This window comes from Phytobacter sp. V91, assembly GCF_965644225.1.
Classification (GTDB): domain Bacteria; phylum Pseudomonadota; class Gammaproteobacteria; order Enterobacterales; family Enterobacteriaceae; genus CBFFRJ01.
The window spans coordinates 1-20,194 of record NZ_CBFFRJ010000092.1 but is presented as its reverse complement, the minus strand read 5'-3'; the positions used below and the strand labels follow the sequence as shown (position 1 = coordinate 20,194).

18 protein-coding genes and 1 pseudogene are annotated in these 20,194 nt (G+C 55.2%); 9 read left to right on the top strand and 10 right to left on the bottom strand.

Going from position 1 to position 20,194, the window contains the following annotated elements:
• The 3 genes from ACSZO4_RS17745 to tnpA form a co-directional block, all read right to left on the bottom strand.
• The coding region (locus tag ACSZO4_RS17745; protein WP_437890354.1) for an IS66 family transposase zinc-finger binding domain-containing protein at nt 1–536 on the bottom strand (536 nt) is incomplete at its 3' end.
• A gap of 19 nt (nt 537–555) precedes the next feature.
• Nucleotides 556–903: an IS66 family insertion sequence element accessory protein TnpB gene (gene tnpB / locus ACSZO4_RS17740; protein ID WP_437616504.1), complete on the bottom strand. Its 348-nt coding sequence runs from the start codon at nt 901–903 to the stop codon at nt 556–558.
• A complete protein-coding gene (gene tnpA / locus ACSZO4_RS17735) occupies nt 900–1,505 on the bottom strand; it encodes an IS66-like element accessory protein TnpA (RefSeq protein ID WP_437616506.1) in 606 nt (201 codons plus the stop codon). The genes tnpB and tnpA overlap by 4 nt, the downstream gene beginning before the upstream one ends.
• 80 nt (nt 1,506–1,585) lie before the next feature.
• Here tnpA and ACSZO4_RS17730 point away from each other — a divergent pair.
• Nucleotides 1,586–2,020: pseudogene (locus ACSZO4_RS17730) on the top strand (HlyD family secretion protein); the annotation flags it as partial.
• Between the two features lie 77 nt (nt 2,021–2,097).
• Here ACSZO4_RS17730 and hrpA read toward each other — a convergent pair.
• Nucleotides 2,098–6,000 (bottom strand): ATP-dependent RNA helicase HrpA, encoded by a 3,903-nt coding sequence (hrpA, locus tag ACSZO4_RS17725; protein ID WP_437890353.1) that lies wholly within the window; start codon nt 5,998–6,000, stop codon nt 2,098–2,100.
• Between the two features lie 203 nt (nt 6,001–6,203).
• Here hrpA and azoR point away from each other — a divergent pair, with 203 nt between their 5' ends.
• Complete coding sequence (gene azoR, locus ACSZO4_RS17720; protein WP_437890352.1) at nt 6,204–6,809, top strand: FMN-dependent NADH-azoreductase; 606 nt, start codon at nt 6,204–6,206, stop codon at nt 6,807–6,809.
• Nucleotides 6,810–6,842: 33 nt separating this feature from the next.
• On the opposite strand, the gene ACSZO4_RS17715 is transcribed toward azoR, so the two are convergent.
• The 3 genes from ACSZO4_RS17715 to ACSZO4_RS17705 all read right to left on the bottom strand — a co-directional run bounded on the left by ACSZO4_RS17715 (nt 6,843) and on the right by ACSZO4_RS17705 (nt 10,188).
• Nucleotides 6,843–7,310 carry a GFA family protein gene (locus ACSZO4_RS17715; protein ID WP_437890351.1) on the bottom strand — a complete coding sequence of 156 codons (468 nt, stop codon included), beginning with the start codon at nt 7,308–7,310 and terminating at the stop codon, nt 6,843–6,845.
• Between the two features lie 62 nt (nt 7,311–7,372).
• The gene (locus ACSZO4_RS17710) at nt 7,373–7,549 is read right to left on the bottom strand and encodes a YnbE family lipoprotein (RefSeq protein WP_437890350.1); all 177 of its coding nucleotides are present in this window, start codon (nt 7,547–7,549) and stop codon (nt 7,373–7,375) included.
• Complete coding sequence (locus ACSZO4_RS17705; protein ID WP_437890349.1) at nt 7,546–10,188, bottom strand: YdbH family protein; 2,643 nt, start codon at nt 10,186–10,188, stop codon at nt 7,546–7,548. Before ACSZO4_RS17705 ends, ACSZO4_RS17710 begins: the two co-directional genes overlap by 4 nt.
• A gap of 208 nt (nt 10,189–10,396) precedes the next feature.
• On the opposite strand from ACSZO4_RS17705, the gene ACSZO4_RS17700 reads away from it, so the two are divergent.
• Complete coding sequence (locus ACSZO4_RS17700) at nt 10,397–11,386, top strand: 2-hydroxyacid dehydrogenase (protein WP_437890348.1); 990 nt, start codon at nt 10,397–10,399, stop codon at nt 11,384–11,386.
• A gap of 109 nt (nt 11,387–11,495) precedes the next feature.
• Nucleotides 11,496–11,924 carry a heat shock protein HslJ gene (gene hslJ / locus ACSZO4_RS17695; RefSeq protein ID WP_437890347.1) on the top strand — a complete coding sequence of 143 codons (429 nt, stop codon included), beginning with the start codon at nt 11,496–11,498 and terminating at the stop codon, nt 11,922–11,924.
• Here the strand turns inward: hslJ and ACSZO4_RS17690 are convergent.
• Nucleotides 11,918–12,184 (bottom strand): putative hemolysin, encoded by a 267-nt coding sequence (locus tag ACSZO4_RS17690; RefSeq protein WP_437890346.1) that lies wholly within the window; start codon nt 12,182–12,184, stop codon nt 11,918–11,920. The genes hslJ and ACSZO4_RS17690 overlap by 7 nt on opposite strands.
• Nucleotides 12,185–12,474: 290 nt before the next feature.
• On the opposite strand from ACSZO4_RS17690, the gene ACSZO4_RS17685 reads away from it, so the two are divergent.
• A complete protein-coding gene (locus ACSZO4_RS17685) occupies nt 12,475–12,909 on the top strand; it encodes a DoxX family protein (RefSeq protein WP_437890345.1) in 435 nt (144 codons plus the stop codon).
• Between the two features lie 41 nt (nt 12,910–12,950).
• Here ACSZO4_RS17685 and ACSZO4_RS17680 read toward each other — a convergent pair whose 3' ends face one another.
• Entirely contained in the window at nt 12,951–13,505 is a 555-nt protein-coding gene (locus ACSZO4_RS17680; RefSeq protein ID WP_437890344.1) for a TetR/AcrR family transcriptional regulator, read from the bottom strand.
• A gap of 323 nt (nt 13,506–13,828) precedes the next feature.
• On the opposite strand from ACSZO4_RS17680, the gene nifJ reads away from it, so the two are divergent.
• Nucleotides 13,829–17,353: a pyruvate:ferredoxin (flavodoxin) oxidoreductase gene (gene nifJ, locus ACSZO4_RS17675; protein WP_437890343.1), complete on the top strand. Its 3,525-nt coding sequence runs from the start codon at nt 13,829–13,831 to the stop codon at nt 17,351–17,353.
• A 123-nt stretch (nt 17,354–17,476) separates the two neighbouring features.
• The gene (locus tag ACSZO4_RS17670; protein ID WP_437890342.1) at nt 17,477–17,689 is read left to right on the top strand and encodes a KTSC domain-containing protein; all 213 of its coding nucleotides are present in this window, start codon (nt 17,477–17,479) and stop codon (nt 17,687–17,689) included.
• A gap of 275 nt (nt 17,690–17,964) precedes the next feature.
• Here ACSZO4_RS17670 and ACSZO4_RS17665 read toward each other — a convergent pair whose 3' ends face one another.
• Nucleotides 17,965–18,897, bottom strand: a complete 933-nt coding sequence (locus tag ACSZO4_RS17665; RefSeq protein ID WP_437890341.1) for a LysR substrate-binding domain-containing protein — start codon at nt 18,895–18,897, stop codon at nt 17,965–17,967.
• 105 nt (nt 18,898–19,002) lie between these two features.
• Here ACSZO4_RS17665 and ACSZO4_RS17660 point away from each other — a divergent pair, with 105 nt between their 5' ends.
• Nucleotides 19,003–19,629 (top strand): NADPH-dependent F420 reductase, encoded by a 627-nt coding sequence (locus ACSZO4_RS17660; protein WP_437890340.1) that lies wholly within the window; start codon nt 19,003–19,005, stop codon nt 19,627–19,629.
• A 129-nt stretch (nt 19,630–19,758) separates the two neighbouring features.
• The gene (locus tag ACSZO4_RS17655) at nt 19,759–19,854 is read left to right on the top strand and encodes a YoaK family small membrane protein (RefSeq protein ID WP_437890339.1); all 96 of its coding nucleotides are present in this window, start codon (nt 19,759–19,761) and stop codon (nt 19,852–19,854) included.
• Nucleotides 19,855–20,194: the final 340 nt, after the last annotated feature.

The following is a 20,194-nucleotide window of genomic DNA, read 5'->3' as shown; positions in this document are numbered from 1 at the left end:
ATGGGTGCCTGAACGATGTGGTCGCAGCTGCAGCAGGCCAGTTTTGGCCGCTGCGTTTCGATAACCTTAAAGGCGCTACTGATGAGCTCCAGCTGCTCCGACACGTCGCAGCCCAACGCTATGAGGTTGCCGCCGCACGCCGGACAGGCGATTTCGGCGTGCGGCAGAATGCGGGTTTCGCGGGGAAGTGAGGCCGGCAGTGGTTTACGGGCGGAAGTCTGGCGCAGCGGCTGCGGGAGTGCCGGGTCATGCTGCTCACCCAGAACCTCCGCCATTTCCTCCTGCAGGGCGCTGATGCGCTCCTCAGCCTCGCGCACCTGACGCTGCGTTTTATCCCGCAGCTTTTCGGAGCTTTTTCCGAACTGCATGCGCTGCAGCTTAGCGACCAGCACCTTCAGACGGTTGATTTCGCTGGCGTACGCAGCCACCTGCTGCGAGAGCAGGCGGTTATACTCCGCCATTTTGCGGATGGTGGCCTGCTGTTCCTGCAGCAGAGCCCTGAGGCGGGCATTTTCATCAGGGTATGAGGTGTCCATGCCTCCACTTTACAGCAGGTTATATCCGCAGACCAGGGCGTTCCGTCCGCTGCGGATGTTTCCAGTTAATACCCTCCAGCAGCATGCTCAGCTGCGCCGGCGTCAGGTGGACTTTTCCGTCGCGGGTCACCGGCCAGATGAAGCGGCCACGTTCCAGCCTTTTGGTAAACAGGCACAGGCCGTCCCGGTCGGCCCACAGCACCTTTATCATGTCGCCCCGTCGTCCCCGAAAGATAAACAGATGACCGCTGAACGGGTTCGTGCGTAGCGTGTTCTGCACTTTCGCCGCCAGCCCGTTGAAGCTGCAGCGCATATCCGTCACTCCGGCGACCAGCCAGATGCGCGAGCCAACCGGAAAGTTGATCATGCCTCACCCTCCCTGAGTTCGCTGACCAGTACGCGTAGAAGCTCTGGGGTCAGTGGCCCGGTCAGGCTCAGGCTGCCGCCCGGCAGTGTCAGCTTGCAACTGATGACCTGTGTCAGGTCTGCCGATACGGCCCCGTTGTGTCTGGATGGCGACGACAGAGGCTCCACTGTGACCGGAATGAGGGTGGCCCTGCTGGCAGGGTCCAGCAGTCCCTGTCGATGAAGGTTACGCCAGTTAAACACCAGATTATCGTTAACACCATGCTCCCGCGCCAGTTCTGCCACACAGGCACCCGGTTGCAGGCTCAGCTCCGCCATGCGAATTTTGAACTCCAGTGGCCAGTCCGGGCGGCGTTTTTTGACAGGCAGGTTTGTTTCAAGATTGAAAGCGTACAGTTCCTCTTCCAGGCGCTCGGGCGTGTATTCCACCGGCAACGGCCAGTTAATACCCGTGCGGCGGAAACGCTTGAACATTTTATGCGTGGCGGAAGTGCTGATGTTCAGTTGCTCAGCGATTTCACGGTAAGTCAGGGCATCGTTAAACCGCAAGCTCAGTGCAGTGGTGATCCAGAGTCTTCTGGTGTAAGGCGTATTTTTGTCCACGGTAGAGTCCATGTTCGCGAAAGTGTCCATGGTAGAAAACACGGGCAAAAATAAAAGACGGTCTGGATGAGACGCTTACGGAACTGGCACAGATCGATCTGCAAAACACCCGCATTACCGCTCCGCGTGACGGTCAGTTGGGGCAGATTAGCGTGCGTCAGGGTGCTTACGTGACCGCCGGAACTCATTTGACGACGCTGGTCCCACCCGAACACTGGGTGATCGCCAATCTGAAAGAGACACAGCTGGCGCTGGTGCATACGGGTCAGCCGGTTACTTTCCGCGTGGATGCCCTGAATAACCGCCAGTTCAGCGGCAAAGTTGAGAGCATTTCCCCGGCAACCGGAGTGGAGTTCAGCGCTATTTCACCGGATAACGCCACCGGTAATTTTGTCAAAATCGCCCAGCGCATTCCGGTTCGTATTGCCATCGATGCGGCTCAGACCGACAGCAACCGGCTCCGGCCAGGGATGTCGGTGCAGGTGACTATTGATACCAGAGAAACACAAAAATAACCGTTTGCCCGCGGCTGATAGCGACGGGATCCCATAAATAAGACGGCCCGGTAAACATGGCATACCGGGCCTGACGCTTAGACGACAATCTGCTCCATCGCCTGCAATACGCGCTTATCGGAGACCGGGAACGGCGTGCCTAACTGCTGGGCAAAGTAGCTGACCCGTAGCTCTTCGAGCATCCAGCGCACGGCTTTCACATCCTCATCTTCGCGACGGGCAGGCGGCAACTTGTTTAACCACTGCTGCCAGGCCTGTTGCACCTGCTCGACTTTGAGCATTTGCGCGCGATCGCGATGCGGATCCACCGCCAGTTTCTCCAGCCGTTTTTCAATCGCCTGCAAATAGCGCAGCGTATCGCCAAGGCGGCGGAAGCCATTGCCGGTAACAAAACCGCGATACACCAGGCCGCTCATTTGCGCTTTCACATCGGAAAGCCCCAGCGCCATAGTCATATCCACGCGTCCTTTCAGACGTTTGTTGATATTGAACACGGCGGTAAGGGTCTGCTCGACCTGCTTCGCAATCTCCACCACGGTTTCGTTAAGTTCCGCGCGCACTTTCTCGTGTAGCCGGGCAAAACCTTCTTCCGTCCAGACCGGGCCGCCCGCTTCGTCAATCAGCTTATCGACGCCGCAGGAGATACAGTCATCAATCAGATCCAGCACTTTGCCGTACGGGTTGAAGTAGAGGCCCAGTTTGGCTTTGTTCGGCAGTTTTTCGTGCAGATACTTGATAGGTGAAGGAATATTCAACAGTAACAGACGCCGCAGCCCGCACCACATGGCCTGCTGTTGTTCAAGCGGGTTATCAAAGAGCTTGATCGCGACACTGTCACGTTCATCCACCAGCGCCGGCCAGGCTTTAACACGGTAATTACCGCGCTTTTGTTCATAACTTTCAGCCAGGGTGCCAAAACTCCAGATGTGCAACCCGCTCTGCTCAATGCCGTCATCGGCCACCGCAGAGAGAGTTTCCTGTACTTTCCCTTTCAGTGCGTCTTTCAGCGCCGTCAGATCACGGCCTTCCTGAAGTTTCTTGTTTTTGTCATCCACCACGCGGAACGAGATTTTCAGGTGATCGGGCACCTGATCCCAGTGCCAGTCCTCACGGTCAATGGTGTTGCCCGTCATCCGGCGCAGTTCACGCTCCATGGCGTCAAGCAGCGGCAGTTCCAGCGGCGTCATACGCCCCAGCAAAGCTTCGGCATAGTTAGGTGCGGGAACAAAGTTGCGGCGCACCGGTTTGGGTAACGATTTGATCAGCGCAATAAGAAGCTCGCGACGCAGGCCGGGAATTTGCCACTCAAAACCGGCCTCTTCCACCTGATTCAGTAATGGCAGCGGAATATGTACGGTCACGCCATCGGCATCGGTGCCGGGTTCAAACTGATAGCTCAGGCGCAGCTTCAGGTTACCCTGATGCCAGAAGTTCGGGTAATCGAGCTTGCTTATCGACTCCGCGCCCTCTTTGATGAGCATGCTCTTTTCAAAGTTGAGCAGATCCGGCGTCGTCAGGCTGACCGTTTTCCACCATTTATCAAAATGGCGAGCGGAGATAACCTCGTGGCTGATGCGTTGATCGTAAAACTCAAACAGCGTTTCGTCGTCCACCAGAATGTCGCGACGACGGGATTTATGCTCCAGCTCTTCCACTTCCGCGCGCAGCTTGAGGTTTTCGCGGAAGAACGCATGGCGGGTTTGCCAGTCACCTTCCACCAGCGCATGGCGAATAAACAGCTCACGGCACAGCGCCGGGTCAATCTGGCTGTAATTGACGCTGCGGGCGGCGACAATCGGCAGGCCGTAAACGGTCACCTTTTCCGTCGCCATCACCGCGCCCTGCGAACGTTCCCAGTGCGGTTCGCTGTATGAACGCTTAATCAGATGCTGCGCTACCGGCTCGACCCACTCCGGATCGATACGGGCGGCAATACGTCCCCACAGACGACTGGTTTCGACAAGCTCGGCGACAATCGTCCATTTTGGCGGTTTTTTGAATAAACCGGAGCCCGGGAAAATAGAGAAGCGGGCGTTACGTGCGCCGGTAAACTCTTGTTTGTCCGTATCTTTCATCCCGATATGCGACAGCAAACCGGTCAGCAGTGAAACGTGGATCTCACGGTATTCAGCAGGTTCGCTGTTGACCGGAATACCCAGCTCTTTCACCACCTGGCGCAACTGGGTGTAGATGTCCTGCCATTCGCGCACGCGCAAATAGTTGAGGAAATCCATGCGACACTGACGGCGAAAGGCATTCGACGACAGCGCTTTTTGCTGCTCACCCAGGTAGTTCCACAGGTTCACAAAGGCGAGGAAATCGGACTCTTTATCGTGGAAGCGGCGGTGTTTCTCATCGGACGCCTGCTGTTTATCCATCGGGCGCTCGCGGGGATCCTGAATCGATAACGCCGAGGTGATAATCATCGCCTCACGCACACAACCGTGTTTTTGCGCTTCCAGCACCATCCGCGCCAGTCGTGGATCCACCGGTAGCTGGCTGAGCTGGCGCCCCTCAGACGTCAGTTTATACGCTGTCTGCTGCGCATCGGTGGTAATGGCGCCCAGCTCTTCGAGCAGACGCACGCCGTCCTGAATATTGCGTTTGTCCGGCGCTTCGACGAACGGGAATGCGCCGATGTCGCCGAGATCAAGGGCCGTCATCTGCAAAATAACCGACGCCAGGTTGGTACGCAGAATTTCCGGGTCGGTAAATTCCGGGCGCGAGAGGAAGTCGTCTTCGGAATAGAGACGAATACAGATCCCTTCGGATACACGACCGCAACGACCTTTACGCTGATTCGCCGACGCCTGAGACACTGGCTCTATCGGCAGGCGCTGCACTTTGGTGCGGTAGCTGTAGCGGCTGATACGCGCCGTCCCTGGATCAATAACATATTTGATCCCCGGTACGGTCAACGAGGTTTCCGCCACGTTGGTCGCCAGCACAATGCGTCGCCCACTGTGGGACTGGAACACCCGATTTTGCTCACTGTTGGACAGGCGCGCATACAACGGCAGCACTTCGGTATGACGCAAATTCAGTTTATTGAGCGCATCGGCGGTGTCGCGTATTTCCCGCTCGCCGCTCATAAAAATCAGGATATCGCCCGGTGCTTCACGCCCCAGCTCATCGACAGCATCGAAAATGGCCTGGAGCTGGTCGCGCTCGGTGTCGTCAGCCTCTTCGACAATCGGGCGATAGCGCACGTCAACGGGGTATGTCCGACCCGAGACTTCAATGATCGGCGCATTATTAAAATGACGGGAGAAACGTTCCGGGTCGATGGTCGCCGACGTGATAATGATTTTCAGATCCGGACGCCGGGGTAGCAGCTCTTTGAGGTAGCCGAGCAAGAAATCGATGTTCAGGCTACGTTCGTGGGCTTCATCAATAATAATGGTGTCGTACTGCATCAGCAGGCGGTCCTGCTGAATTTCCGCCAGTAAAATACCGTCGGTCATCAGCTTGACCATGGTGTTGTCACTGACGTGATCGCTGAAACGCACTTTATAGCCGATGCAGCCGCCCGGCTCGCTCTGTAACTCTTCGGCAATACGATTCGCCACCGTGCGCGCCGCCAGACGACGCGGCTGGGTGTGGCCAATCAGCCCTTTGACTCCGCGCCCAAGCTCCATACAGATTTTCGGCAACTGGGTGGTTTTACCGGAGCCGGTTTCCCCCGCCACAATCACCACCTGGTGGTCACGGATGGCTTCGAGGATGTCCTGTTTTTTCTGGCTGACAGGCAGGTTTTCGGGGTAGCTGATTGTCGGACGCGACGCCTCACGCAGCAGAACTTTCTGCCCCGCTTCGGCTATCTCCCGGGTCATTGTCTGGAAAACAGCCTGTTGTGATTCAGGATTTTTAACCTTCTTCACCCCCTGAAGGCGGCGGGCAAAGCGCTGCCTGTCACGCAACATCAGCGAATCAAGCTGGCGGTGAAGATCGGCGAGGGTCAATTTCTGTTGTTCTGTCATAATCTTATCGGGCAGAGCACTGCCGGGAAACTTCTCTTTATCGGAATGGGCGTAGAATACCACAACGCGTTATTTCATTTCTTGTTCAAGAAATTCGAACATAGGATTCGATATATTGCGCTATTCACGCAGCAGTTTTGTGAATAGAGTGTCTCATAACTCGGGGGGAACTCACCCCCATCTCAAATAACAAGGATACACCCATGAGCAAAGTATTAGTTCTTAAATCCAGTATTCTGGCAGGGTACTCTCAGTCTGCTCAGTTGGCTGACTATTTTGTTGACCAGTGGAAAGCAAAACACGCCGCTGATGAAGTCACTGTTCGCGATCTGGCCGTTAACCCAATCCCGGTACTGGATGGTGAACTGGTTGGCGCCCTGCGTCCTTCCGACGCGCCGTTGACTCCGCGTCAACAGGAAGCGCTGGCGCTGTCCGACGAGTTGATCGCTGAACTGAACGCCCATGACGTTATCGTCATCAATGCCCCGATGTACAACTTCAACATCCCGACCCAGTTGAAAAACTACTTCGACCTGGTTGCCCGCGCTGGCGTCACTTTCCGTTACACCGAGAAAGGGCCGGAAGGTCTGGTGACCGGCAAACGTGTGGTTATCGTTTCCAGCCGTGGCGGCATCCATAAAGATACCCCGAGCGATCTGGTTGCTCCGTACCTGAAACTGTTCCTCGGCTTTATCGGTATCACCGACGTGAACTTCGTGTTCGCCGAAGGTATTGCCTACGGTCCGGAAGTGGCGACCAAAGCGCAGACCGACGCAAAAGCCGCTATCGACAGCCTGGTAGCCGCGTAAGATATTGCCCTTCCGTTTCGGCGGGAGGGTTATTCAGCTTTTATCAGTCTTCACGTTTTCCCCGCTTTTCCCGTTACTCACGTCCTCGTAACGCAGATACCCCACCACACCCTGACTCACGCCATCTCTGGGATGATTGACACCGTCCATCACCTCAACGCAGGCAAAATCGAACGGCGAAACATTTTCAATGCAGGCCACATTGACCCCATATTGCCCGCTGTTTGAACGACGCTGATGAAAGGTATAAATCCCGCAAACTGAACAGAAGAAATGCACCGCCGCTCCCGTATTAAAGCGGTATTCGCTAAGCTTATCCTGGCCACGGATAACCCGAATGCCCGACAGCGGCGCAGAAACGGCTACCGCCCCACGCATTCGGCAAAACGAGCAGTTACAACGACGAACAGTATTGAAGCCATCACTCAGTTGAACGGTAAAAGCCACTGCGCCGCAATGACAGCTGGCATTGAGTACTTCCGGCGTAAACGTTGTTGTCATGGTTTTTCCTCCGGTTACGGATGGAGCGCTCGCCAGTGCAAAGCCAGGCCCACAATATCCTTTTAAGGACTGGTTTTCTCCAGCAATGCTTCCACGTCTTTATCTGCTTTGATATTGATTTCGTGTTCAATCTTCACGTTCATATTAATAGTGATCGGCTCTTTGGGCGCCGCCACCTCAATGCGCGGCGTGCAGCCAGCCAGCGTCATCGCCATCATTATCACTGGCAGAAATCTCATTGTTTCTCCTCACATACTTTTCCATGCGCACAGGGCGGCAAGGGTAACCTGACGTTCTGCCTGATCTGCGTTTGCAGATTGTCACCAAAACGCAGGCTGCGCCATAAATCAAAGACATTTTCTTCATGGCTGTAGTTCAGGTTGATGGTCGTCCTCTTGCCTTCAACAACGCCGGTGCCCTTGAGTGCGGCCTGCATTCGCAATACCCCTTTTCTGTCGAGCTCGAGTTTCGTCCACGAGCGGGACATTTCCATATAGCGTAACCAGTTGATGGCTGAACCGGCGGCCAGATTATCTTTTACCAGCGCATCCATGGTGTCTTTATCGAGGCGCAGCGTCATGGGGCCTGGATTATGTAACCAGCCATCTTTGATGATCCAGTCCTTGTTGTTGTCCAGCCACAAAGGTAATGCGCCGTCAAAAGCGCCGGACATCGCAAACTGCTTCGGATTGATAGCGCCAATAAGTTCGCTTGAGGAGATGCCCTGTAAACGTAACAGCGCCGGATCATGTTGCGGCAGGCGTAACTGACGCAGGCTCACCCTGCCGCCGAGCACGTCAATACTGACATCGCTCAGTTGCAGCGGTTCCTCTTCACTCCAGGGATATGATCCTTGCAGGTCGGCAGTGATATTTTTCGCCGTCACCTGATTGACCACCTCGCCTATCCGCAGGGAGACCGGATGCCGGGTGCCCAGTTGCCAGCGGCCTTCGTGATAGCGAAAGGGCAGAACAAAATCGATACCGGACAGTTGATTATCCGGCATTGAAACGCTGCCCCCCCTAAGTACGCCATGCCCTCCTGCTTCGAACCCCTGCCCGACTGCAGCCGAAAAGGCGACCTGGGCATAGAGTTCGCCTTCCTCAAGATGCATTTTGGATTCCGCAGGAACCAGGGGCTGGAAGACGGTTAACGACTGGCGCGGCCACCAGGCCTGCGCGCGCAGACGCAGGCCATCCCAGCGTCCGTTTACCCGTACCGGGCCAATCTTATCGGCGTGTAAATCGCCTTTAAACTGAAAGAGGGTCGGTTCGCGCCCGGCAACGCTGAAGTTCAGGGTTGAAGGGGGTAAAACGCTGCCGCCGGTGAAGGTCGTCTCTCCGGCCTCCAGGGTAAAGGCGCCGCCAAAGGTCGGGTTTTGCGCATCGCGCAGCCAGCGCACCGGCTCATTGAGCACCAGCCTTGGCGTGCTGACCCGCATGGTGCCGTACTGAAGCTGATCAAAACCGGTGGACAGTTCGCTCAGTTCGATGGCGTTATCCCGCCAGTCGCCGCGCCCGGCCACGTCCCAGCGGGCATTCATCGGCGTGAAGTTACCCTCTCCCCAGTAGCGCCACTGCCAGACCCCGGCGTCCGGTAAAAAGTCCTGTGCGTGGCCATCGAGATGGAGAACAAAATCCCCCATGCTGTTCTCGTGAGCGCGAACGATAGCCTGTAACCGCCCATCCACTCCACGCTGAGTGACTTTGACCCCCGCCAGCGGCAAGCGGATATCATCGATGTTCAGTTCGTCAATAACCCGCCCGCGAGAACGTAACAGCGAGCCGGGCGTGAATGCCAGTTGCGGGTCGCTCAGCCCCCCGGTGAGCCTTGCGGGTAATACCGCATAGAGGATCATCTCCCCCTGCTTGGCTTCCCCGGTCAGTTGCAAGGGCATATCGCTGTTGACCATACTGAGTTTGCCGGGCCCAATCGTCAGCACGGCATTGCCCTTACCGGCATCCCCCTGGGTGAGTACGTTAAGGCGGCCGCTTACCTGCGCGTTTTGCAGCCCTTTTTGCCAGTCATCAATGCGCAGCCCAATGCGGCCGCTTAGCGGGAACCCCTGATATGGCCAGTTCCAGCGACCGTCGCTGATGGTCAGCCGTTCCCGGGTTGCCTGCCAGGGAAGATCGAGAACAGGTTCGGGGTTGTCCCGCGCCATCACCACCAGTTGCCCTTCGTTGTCGCGCCACTCCAGAGAGGCGTCGACAAGGCCTGGGTTGCCGGGCAACGTCAGGGTGGTTTGGGCATGACCATTGACCGGCACGCCCTGCGGCAGGGCTGGCAAAGTAAACTCACCGCCCAGGGTGACCGGCGGCTGGTTATCCAGCAGGCTAAGCTGCATCTGTTCAAGCGTCAGCACCTGGCCCCGCAGTCTGGCGCTCAGCGACACCCGCTCCCCCTTGTAATGCAACTCCTGGCGTTCCTCTGAGAGGGCGAGGGAGATTTTGCCCTGCCACTCCTGCCACGGAGAGACGGTAAAGCGCTCAATCGTGACCCAGCTTTTGGGCAACATTGACTGCCACTGCGCCAGAGTTTTGGGGGCCGCCTGCGATGCCGGTGCGGCAGGAAGCGTATTAAGACAGGTAGTGTTGATATCCAGCGAGCCAATGTCCAGCTTCCAGCGGCTGGGATGGGTCAGTTGCGCGTCTTTGATCACCGCCAGCGGGCAGTCAGCAGCCAGATAGCGAAGATCCGGAATGAGTAAGGTATGGCGGGTAATACGCGGACGCTCTTCCATGGCGATGCGGGTTCCGGCCGGTAACCAGATGCCCGCCAGTGTCGGCACCCAATACGCGAGCGTGTACAGCAGCGTCAGCGGCAGCAGTATAAGGAGCAATATCAGCGCGAGTGCGGCTTTGTATTTACCCTTCATGGGCAGTTAATATCCTGATTTTGCATATGTTCAAGCCGATTCCGGTCATTATTGTTGCATGTTTAGCCTGGCAAGCAAAGTTGCTGCCCGCTTTAAGCGTAGATGTTTTAGAATGGTTTATATGTCTCTGTTTATAAAATATTTTTTATAATTTACATGATTATTTGAATCATGCTAATGTGGTTGCAAATCTGATGGAGAAAGTCTTATGAAACTCGCGGTATACAGCACAAAGCAATACGATAAAAAGTATTTGCAGCACGTGAACGAGAAGTTTGGCTACGAGCTTGAATTTTTCGACTTTCTGCTTACTGAAAAGACCGCCAAAACGGCCAACGGCTGTGAAGGCGTCTGCATTTTTGTTAATGACGACGGCAGCCGTCCGGTACTGGAAGAGCTGAAAAAGTACGGTGTGAAATTTATCGCCCTGCGCTGTGCCGGCTTTAACAATGTGGATCTGGATGCGGCAAAAGAGCTGGGCCTGCAGGTGGTACGTGTACCGGCTTATTCGCCGGAGGCCGTGGCTGAGCATGCCATTGGCATGATGATGACGCTGAACCGCCGTATCCACCGGGCTTACCAGCGTACCCGTGATGCCAACTTCTCCCTTGAGGGGCTGACGGGCTTTACTATGTACGGTAAAACCGCCGGGGTTATAGGTACGGGTAAGATTGGCCTTGCGGCATTACGTATTCTGAAAGGCTTTGGGATGCGCCTGCTGGCATTTGATCCCTACCCAAGCGCTGCCGCACTGGAACTGGGCGCGGAGTATGTCGATCTCACCACCCTGTTCTCTGAATCGGACGTGATCTCCCTGCACTGCCCGCTGACGCAGGAAAACTATCATCTGCTGAACCAGGCCGCGTTTGAACAGATGAAAAATGGCGTGATGATCATCAACACCAGCCGTGGCGGTTTGATTGACTCGCAGGCGGCGATTGAAGCGCTGAAGAATCAGAAAATTGGCGCGCTGGGCATGGACGTCTATGAGAATGAACGCGACCTGTTCTTTGAAGACAAATCCAACGACGTTATTCAGGACGATATCTTCCGCCGTCTGTCGGCTTGTCACAATGTGCTTTTTACCGGCCATCAGGCTTTCCTTACTGCCGAGGCGTTAATCAGCATCTCTGAGACCACACTCGAGAACCTGCGCCAGCTGGAGCACGGCGAGACCTGCCCTAACGCCCTGTTCTGATCTCCGGTTCCCCTCTACGGAGGGGAACAGTTTCAGAAAATCTCCGATGACAACCGCGCCTGGCCTGTTAAAATCCCGCCCTGATATTATAAAAATCTTAGAGGATGAGATGAAAAAATTGATTGCCCTGGTGGCATTGAGCGTATTGCTTGGCGGCTGTGTGCGTAGTGGCGCAGCGGACGCGACCGTGAAAGCGGAACAACTGGCGCAGCATCGTTTTGTACTGGAAAGCGTTAACGGCCAACCCGTTGCTCCCGGGCCGCAGCCCGCAGAGATCCACTTTGATAAAGAAATGATGGTCTCAGGCAACATGTGCAACCGCTTCAGCGGTCAGGGTAAACTGGCGGAAGGTAAGCTAACCGTTAAGAATATGGCGATGACCCGCATGATGTGCATTGATAGCCAGCGCAATAAGCTGGATACCACCATCTCCACCATGCTAAGCGCTGGCGCGCAGGTAGACCTGACCGGTAATCAACTGACACTGATTACGGCCAATCAAACGCTGATCTATACCCTGGCGGACAAAGCTCAGTAGTTGCCACAGGTTCCGGTGGCAAGCGACTGTGCACTACAGCGCTTGCCGTTGGGCAGCGCGCACATGCTTGTCACGGAGCCATCCAGTTGCCGGGCGACAGACAATGCGCCGCCGATCATCGCGCAATTCGCTTCGCCGCTGCCGGACATTGCCGCTTTTAACCCCGGCGCCACATGGGCTGCCGTTGCCTGTTGAACCGGTTCATTGCTGCATGCAGAAAGTAATAACGCGGCACACCCTACCCAAAATGCTGAACGCATTTCTCATCCCCCAGTGATTAGCAAAACCTTAGCATCATAGGCAGCCCGGCCCGCTACGTCGAGAGTGACCACGCATATTTATTACCTGTTATTGATTTCCTCCCGAAAAAATAAATTAACGCACTGAATTACAACAATATTTTGGATAAGTCATCTATTATCACAATATTGTACATATGTACAAAAATGATATACTGACGCCCCTGTAATCCACAAAGATCTCTGCAGCTTTATTGCACAGACTTTTGGTCAACAGGCATAAAACATAAAAATCATTCGAGGTTTAAATTATGGTTAAGGATCTACTGATGGGCTTTAACAGACGTTTTTATAACGTCGATGTCGCCGCATTATTATTACGCCTGACGCTTGGGGGATTATTACTCTTCCACGGCTGGCATAAAGTTCATGGCGGGATCGGTTTTATTCTCGGCATGCTCAGCGAACACGGCGTACCGTCATTTATTGGCTACGGTATTTATCTGGGTGAAGTCGTGGCCCCGATCCTGATTATTCTCGGTATTTTTTGCCGTCTGTCAGCCCTGACCGTTATCGGCACGATGATCGTTGCCTGGCTGCTGGTGGATATCGGTAATACTTTTCATCTTAATGACGTGGGAGCCTGGGCGCTCGAAGACCTGATGTTCTACGTTATGATGTCGGTTGTGCTGTTCTTCACCGGCAGCGGTAAATACTCGGTGATGTCGGATTCAGCCTGGCGTTAGCCCACCCTGTGGATATCACCGGAGCCAGCGCTCTGGTGATATTAGCTATCCGGCCCCTTCACAATGGCGGCAAATACGTTGCGGATCAGATCTTCAGCCAGTACGGTCTCCGGCGCATCAAGGATGCCACGCATCAGCCAGGCATCAATAAATGAGACCGCGGCCCGGGATTTTTCCGGCGATAATCGCAGAAGCTCCTCCAGCAAAGCTTCATGCACATGCAGCCAGTGCATCGCGCACGAACGTAACAGCGGGCGGGAAACGGCGGCGACAAACAGCTCATATTCGGTATTCAGCCGGGAGCGTTCGCTCAGTGTCCACATCACGAAACGGGTGAGGATCTCTTCGGTGGCGCCCGACGTATTATGTTCTAACCAGCGACGTGTGCTTTCTCTAAATTCAGCGATAGCCAGCTGCATCACCGCGCCAAGCAGGTCGTCCAGAGTGCGAAACTGATACGTCGTCGTGCCCAGTGAAACCCCTGCTTCTTGTGCAACCGCCCGATGAGTACAGGCCTGCAACCCCTCCCGGCGAATGACCTGAGCCGCACCGCGGATAATTCGCTGTTGTGTGACTTCACTTTTTGACTGCGACATAACTGATCCCTGAACTGAATATAAGAGTGCTACTTACGGAAAAATGCGCCGACGGCTTTTCCTGTATTTTTGCATATTAACGAGCCCTTACGGGCACATGATGCTGTTATCCGCCAGATAAAATACCCGCAAACACCCCCAGATCAAAACCCTGGAGCGCGGGCTGACTATACTGAAAACGTATCCACCAGGATTATGGATGCACGAACGACCAGCGAACGAAAACGAGAATAAGGCAGCAACCCTGACTGCCGGAGGGCTGGTCACAGGCAGGATAAGCAGTATGCATACCCATTTTTATCGTTGAGCAATGAGAGCACAATATGATTACTACTGACGGAAATGGCGCGGTTGCGTCGATTGCGTTCCGCGCCAGTGAAGTTATCGCCATTTACCCGATAACCCCCAGCTCCACCATGGCAGAGCAGGCAGACGCCTGGGCCGGAAACGGCTTACAGAACATCTGGGGCGATACCCCGCGGGTTGTGGAAATGCAGTCGGAAGCAGGCGCCATTGCCGCCGTTCACGGCGCGCTGCAGACCGGGGCCCTCTCCACCTCCTTCACGTCGTCCCAGGGTCTGCTGCTGATGATCCCGACGCTGTACAAACTGGCCGGTCAGTTGACCCCGTTTGTCCTGCATGTTGCAGCCCGTACCGTCGCCACGCATGCCCTGTCGATTTTTGGCGACCACTCCGATGTGATGGCCGTTCGCCAGACCGGTTGCGCCATGCTCAGCGCCGGTAGCGTGCAGGAAGCGCAGGATTTCGCCTTAATCTCCCATATCGCCACCCTTAACAGCCGGGTGCCTTTTATTCATTTCTTCGATGGTTTTCGTACCTCCCACGAGATCAATAAGATTGTCCCGCTTGCCGATGACACCCTCAGAGCGTTGCTGCCGCAAGCGGCGATAGATGCGCATCGGGCGCGGGCGCTGAATCCGGAACATCCGGTTATCCGTGGCACCTCGGCCAACCCTGATACTTACTTCCAGTCCCGTGAAGCAACCAACCCCTGGTACAACGCGGTCTATGACCACGTTGAGCAGGCGATGGATGATTTCGCCGCCGCGACGGGTCGTCAGTACAAGCCGTTTGAATATTACGGCCATCCGCAGGCCGAACGGGTGATCGTGCTGATGGGCTCGGCGCTGGGTACCTGCGAAGAAGTGGTGGATGAACTGCTCACCTGCGGAGAGAAAGTCGGCGTTCTGAAAGTGCGTCTGTTCCGTCCGTTTAGCGCTCAGCACCTGCTTTCTGTGCTGCCTGAATCAGCAACAACCCTCGCCGTACTCGACAGAACCAAAGAGCCGGGCGCGCTGGCAGAACCTCTCTATCTGGATGTCATGACGGCGCTGGCCGAGGCGTTTAACCAGGGTGAACGCGAAACCCTGCCGCGGGTTATTGGCGGACGCTATGGTCTTTCGTCAAAAGAATTTGGCCCGGAATGCGTACTGGCCGTGTTTAATGAGCTGAAAGCCAGCAAGCCGAAGTCCCGTTTCACGGTAGGTATTTATGACGATGTGACCAATCTGTCGCTGCCGCTGCCGGAAAACACCCTGCCAACACGGGCCAAACTCGAGGCGCTGTTTTACGGCCTGGGCAGTGACGGCAGCGTGTCGGCAACTAAAAACAATATCAAGATCATTGGCAATGCCACGCCATGGTATGCGCAGGGGTACTTTGTCTATGACTCCAAAAAAGCCGGTGGTCTGACGGTCTCCCACCTGAGGGTCAGCGAGCAGCCGATCAATTCCGCTTATCTGGTGTCGCAGGCTGATTTTATTGGCTGCCACCAGTTGCAGTTTATTGATAAATACCCGATGGCCGAACGCCTCAAACCTGGCGGTATCTTCCTGCTCAATACCCCCTACAGCGCCGATGAGGTCTGGGATCGTTTGCCGCAGGAGGTGCAGGCGGCACTGAACCAGAAACAGGCCCGCTTTTACGTGATCAACGCGGCGAAAATCGCCCGTGAATGTGGCCTGGCCGCACGTATCAACACCGTAATGCAGATGGCCTTTTTCCATCTGACAAAGGTTCTGCCGGGCGATAACGCGCTGACAGCGCTTCAGGATGCGATTGCCAAAAGCTACAGCAGCAAAGGCCAGGAGCTGGTTGAGCGCAACTGGCAGGCGCTGGCGATGGCCCGTGAGTCCCTTTTTGCCGTAACGCTGCAACCGGTCAACGCCGCCAGCGCGCAGCGCCCGCCGGTGGTTTCTGATGCCGCGCCTGATTTTGTCAAAACGGTCACTGCCGCTATGCTCGCAGGCCTTGGCGATGCCCTGCCCGTTTCCGCTCTGCCTCCGGATGGCACCTGGCCCGTCGGCACCACCCGCTGGGAAAAACGCAACATTGCCGAAGCGATCCCTGTCTGGAAAGAAGATCTCTGTACCCAGTGCAACCACTGCGTAGCCGCCTGCCCGCATTCGGCTATTCGTGCCAAAGTGGTTCAGCCCGAGGCGATGGAAAACGCCCCGGCCAGCCTGCATTCGATGGATGTCAAATCCCGCGATATGCGCGGACAAAAATACGTGCTGCAAGTTGCGCCGGAAGACTGCACCGGTTGTAATCTGTGCGTTGAAGTCTGCCCGGCGAAAGACCGGCAGGATCCGCAAATCAAAGCCATCAATATGCAGTCCCGCCTTGAGCATGTCGAAGAAGAGAAAGTGAATTTTGATTTCTTCCTCAACCTGCCGGAAATCGATCGCAGTAAGCTCGAACGCATCGATATTCGTACCTCGCAGCTGATAAGCCCGTTGTTTGAATACTCCGGCGCCTGCTCCGGCTGCGGCGAAACGCCTTATATCAAGCTGCTGACCCAGTTGTATGGCGATCGGATGTTGATTGCCAACGCCACCGGTTGTTCCTCCATTTATGGCGGCAACCTGCCCTCCACGCCGTACACTACCGATGCTGCGGGTCGTGGTCCGGCCTGGGCCAACTCCTTGTTTGAGGACAATGCCGAGTTCGGTCTGGGCTTCCGTCTGACGGTGGATCAGCACCGTAAGCGCGTGATGCGCCTGCTGGCGCAATTCGCCGATAAGATCCCATCCGAACTTTACGCCATGCTGCATGCCGAGGCCGCTCCTGACGTTCGCCGGGAACAGGTTGCCGCCCTGCGCCAACATCTGGCAGGCATTGATGAGGCAAAAGAGCTGTTAACCGATGCCGACGCGCTGGTCGAAAAATCGATCTGGCTGATTGGGGGTGACGGCTGGGCTTACGATATTGGCTTCGGTGGTCTCGACCATGTGCTGAGTCTGAGCGAGAACGTCAATATTCTGGTGCTGGATACCCAGTGTTACTCCAATACCGGCGGCCAGGCATCGAAAGCCACGCCGCTGGGCGCGGTCACTAAGTTTGGTGAACACGGCAAACGCAAAGCGCGTAAAGATCTTGGCGTCAGTATGATGATGTACGGTCATGTTTATGTCGCGCAGATCTCACTTGGCGCCCAGTTGAATCAGACGGTGAAAGCGATTCAGGAAGCGGAAGCTTACCTAGGCCCGTCCCTGATCATCGCCTACAGCCCCTGTGAAGAGCATGGCTACGATCTGGCGCTCAGTCACGACCAGATGCGTCAGCTTACAGCGACCGGCTTCTGGCCGCTGTACCGCTATGATCCACGCCGTGAGGAACAAGGTAAGCTGCCGCTGGCGCTGGACTCTCGTCCGCCGTCTGATGCCCTCGCAGAGACGCTGCTCAATGAACAGCGTTTCCGTCGGCTGAATGCCCAGCAGCCAGAGGTGGCCGAGCAGTTGTGGCAGGATGCGGCAGCGGATTTGCAAAAACGCTATGATTTCCTCGCGCAACTGGCGGGCAAAGCGGAAAAAAGCGCAACGGAATAACGAGATACCTTATTCAAAAGCCTGCATATTTGCAGGCTTTTTTATCGCTTCGCCGCTTGCCAGCAACCACTTTCTTAGTGGATGATAATATTTCCTCGCGCCGGGCTGTAAAGGACACTCATCATGGAACACCACTTAGTTAAATCGTCACGCATCTCATCCGTCGGCTACGAGGAAAGTACCCGCACATTAGAGATCCGTTTTCACGATAAAAGCACCTGGCAGTATCGGGATGTTCCACCGCGCATTTTCACCGTTTTTCTCACCGTGGTTTCCAAAGGCCGCTATTACGATGGCGTGGTAAAAGGGAAATACCTGGCCCGAAAAGTGAGATAAACGCCGCTGAAATCGTTGTTGTAGCGTCTTCTTTCTGTCATTTCACGGTTATAAAACTGCAAAATTTCTGCGCGACACTGCTTACCGGCAAGCCATTGATGTTTGCCGATACCTTTCGCACATTGAGAACATCGTATGAAGCAAAGCAGAACCCGTCGCACAATGCAGATCCACTGGAGCCTGCAACGCCAGCGCGAAAACCAGGAGTGGAAGAAATTCAGCCTGGTGTTAACCAACCGCAGAGCCTGACCCGATATACCCTGTAAGCCGTTATGTTAGTGTCCGCGCGTAACGGCCATGCTCCTTTCCTCGTCGTTTTCACCGGAAAATGCTGTTCTGAGCGCAGCAATAAAACACTGGATTTTAACCGTCTGCTTTTTCGCCGTCGGCACCAGCACATGCATAGGACGCGATGGGCCTTCGTACTCCGGCAGGACACGCAGCAGATTGCCTTTTTCGATCTCTTTGTTGAGGATATCCGCCGGGCCTAAAGTGACACCGTAACCTTCCAGAGCAGCCTGCATCAACGCCTTCCAGTCATTGGAGCGAAAACGCCCCTCGGGCCTGACCTCTTCTTTCCTGCCCGCTTTATAAAAAATCCAGCGACAGGGCATCGATGCCGACCAGTGGCCATAAACCAGGCAGGCATGCTGTTGCAGGTCCGACGCCGTCTCAGGCATGCCGTGACGTGCAATATAGGATGGCGATGCACAGGCAATCAGCCGGTACGGGGCCAGCGCCCATGCCACCATGGTGCTGTCCGCCAGCTCGCCAATGCGAATAATCACCTCAAAATCTTCCTCAATAGGATCGACAATTCGGTCACTGAGGGTCAGCTCCACCTGCACATCCGGATAGGCTCCCAGATAGCGGGTGATAAAGGGCGAGAGCGAATACGAGCCAAAGGTAACGGGCGCATTTACCCGGATAATCCCCGACGGGCTTGCCTTCATACTGGTGACGATGGCATCTGCCTCTTCCATTTCAGCCAGTACAATCCGGCAGCGCTCATAATAGCTGCGGCCAATATCGGTAAGGTTCTGTCTGCGCGTGGTGCGGTTAATCAGGACTGTCCCCAACCGGGACTCAAGGGCCGCAATGTGCTTCGCCACCATTTGTGGCGACATGGCTAAGGCCTCTGCTACTGCGGCAAAGGAGCCCATTTCCGCCGCTTTCACGAACACGGTCATCCCCGTCAGCTTATCCATGATTCCCCACTCTCAGTTGTTTTTCATTCCACAATCATACGATTTATCTTCTGATAAGAGGCAATTAAAGTGACTTCTGGTTGTTAAATCCCTCAGGAGTCACATATGAAGATCGGCATTATTGGGGCAGGATTTGTAGGTCGTGCCATTGCGAAACTGGCCATTGCCGCCGGGCACGAGGTTATGCTCAGCAACTCACGCAGTCCGCAAACGCTGTTTAGCCTTAAACCGATGATTGGCTGTGAAATCGGTAGCGCTTGCGAAGCTGCCCGTTTTGCGGACGTGGTGGTGATTGCGGTCCCCCTCACCGCCATCAGCGCATTACCCGTGAGCGAATTGCAGGGCAAAACCGTGCTGGATGCGGTGAATTACTATCCTGAACGCGATGGACAGTTTGAGGTTCTCGACGGTCGGCAGACCACCACCAGCGAGCTGCTTGCCCGGACGCTGCCTGGAAGCCGAATAACCAAAGCCTTTAATGCCATTCCCATGACGCAACTGGAAAGCGATGGATTGCCCGCAGGCGCGCCGCTACGCCGCGCGCTACCGCTTGCGGGTGATGACATCGCAGGCAAAAACATTGCCAGCGAACTCTATACGGCGTTTGGTTTTGATGTGGTCGATGCCGGTCCACTGTCTGAAGGATGGCGTTTTGAGCGCGGTATGCCGGCCTACTGCGTCCGCATGACAAAAGAAGAGCTTACCGCTGCCCTGGCGGAAACCCGACGTTAATCACGGCTTTCGTCGTCTGTTAGCCATAAGTTACTGGTGATTTTGGGTCACATCGGATAAAAGGAGTGTGGCGTTATGACGTGCACACTCTTCTATCCGTGTTATTTGAATACAGCAGGAACTGTCTCTATGAGAATTGGTATTGCCTTCCCGATTTTGGTGTTTATCGTTGCAGTTGCGTTTCTGACCTGGTTTGTGGTCGGCGGCTACGCGACGCCGGGCTGATGCTCTGTTCCGTGAACGCTGGCACCAGATACCTGAACTCAGCTTTGTTTCCATGCAGCAATCAGCAGCCCCCCGTTCACGTAAGGTGATAAAGCCAGCGAGATTGCAGTCGACGATATCCTGTCGACTGATAAATTTTTTGGCATGTTGTAGAGCGTACCGTGCCTTTAGTTGCAATTAATCATTCCAGACTAACCGCAAACCACGTAACTTTTCTGCGTATTCTGAGTCTGCTGTAAAGCCCATCCCGAGGCAATTGCCTTAGGAAGGTGCGATTTAATCGGTGGGGTTCAGTGGAGTCCTTATCTGTATTAGCCTTACCTTAGCTGAGCTGTATGAT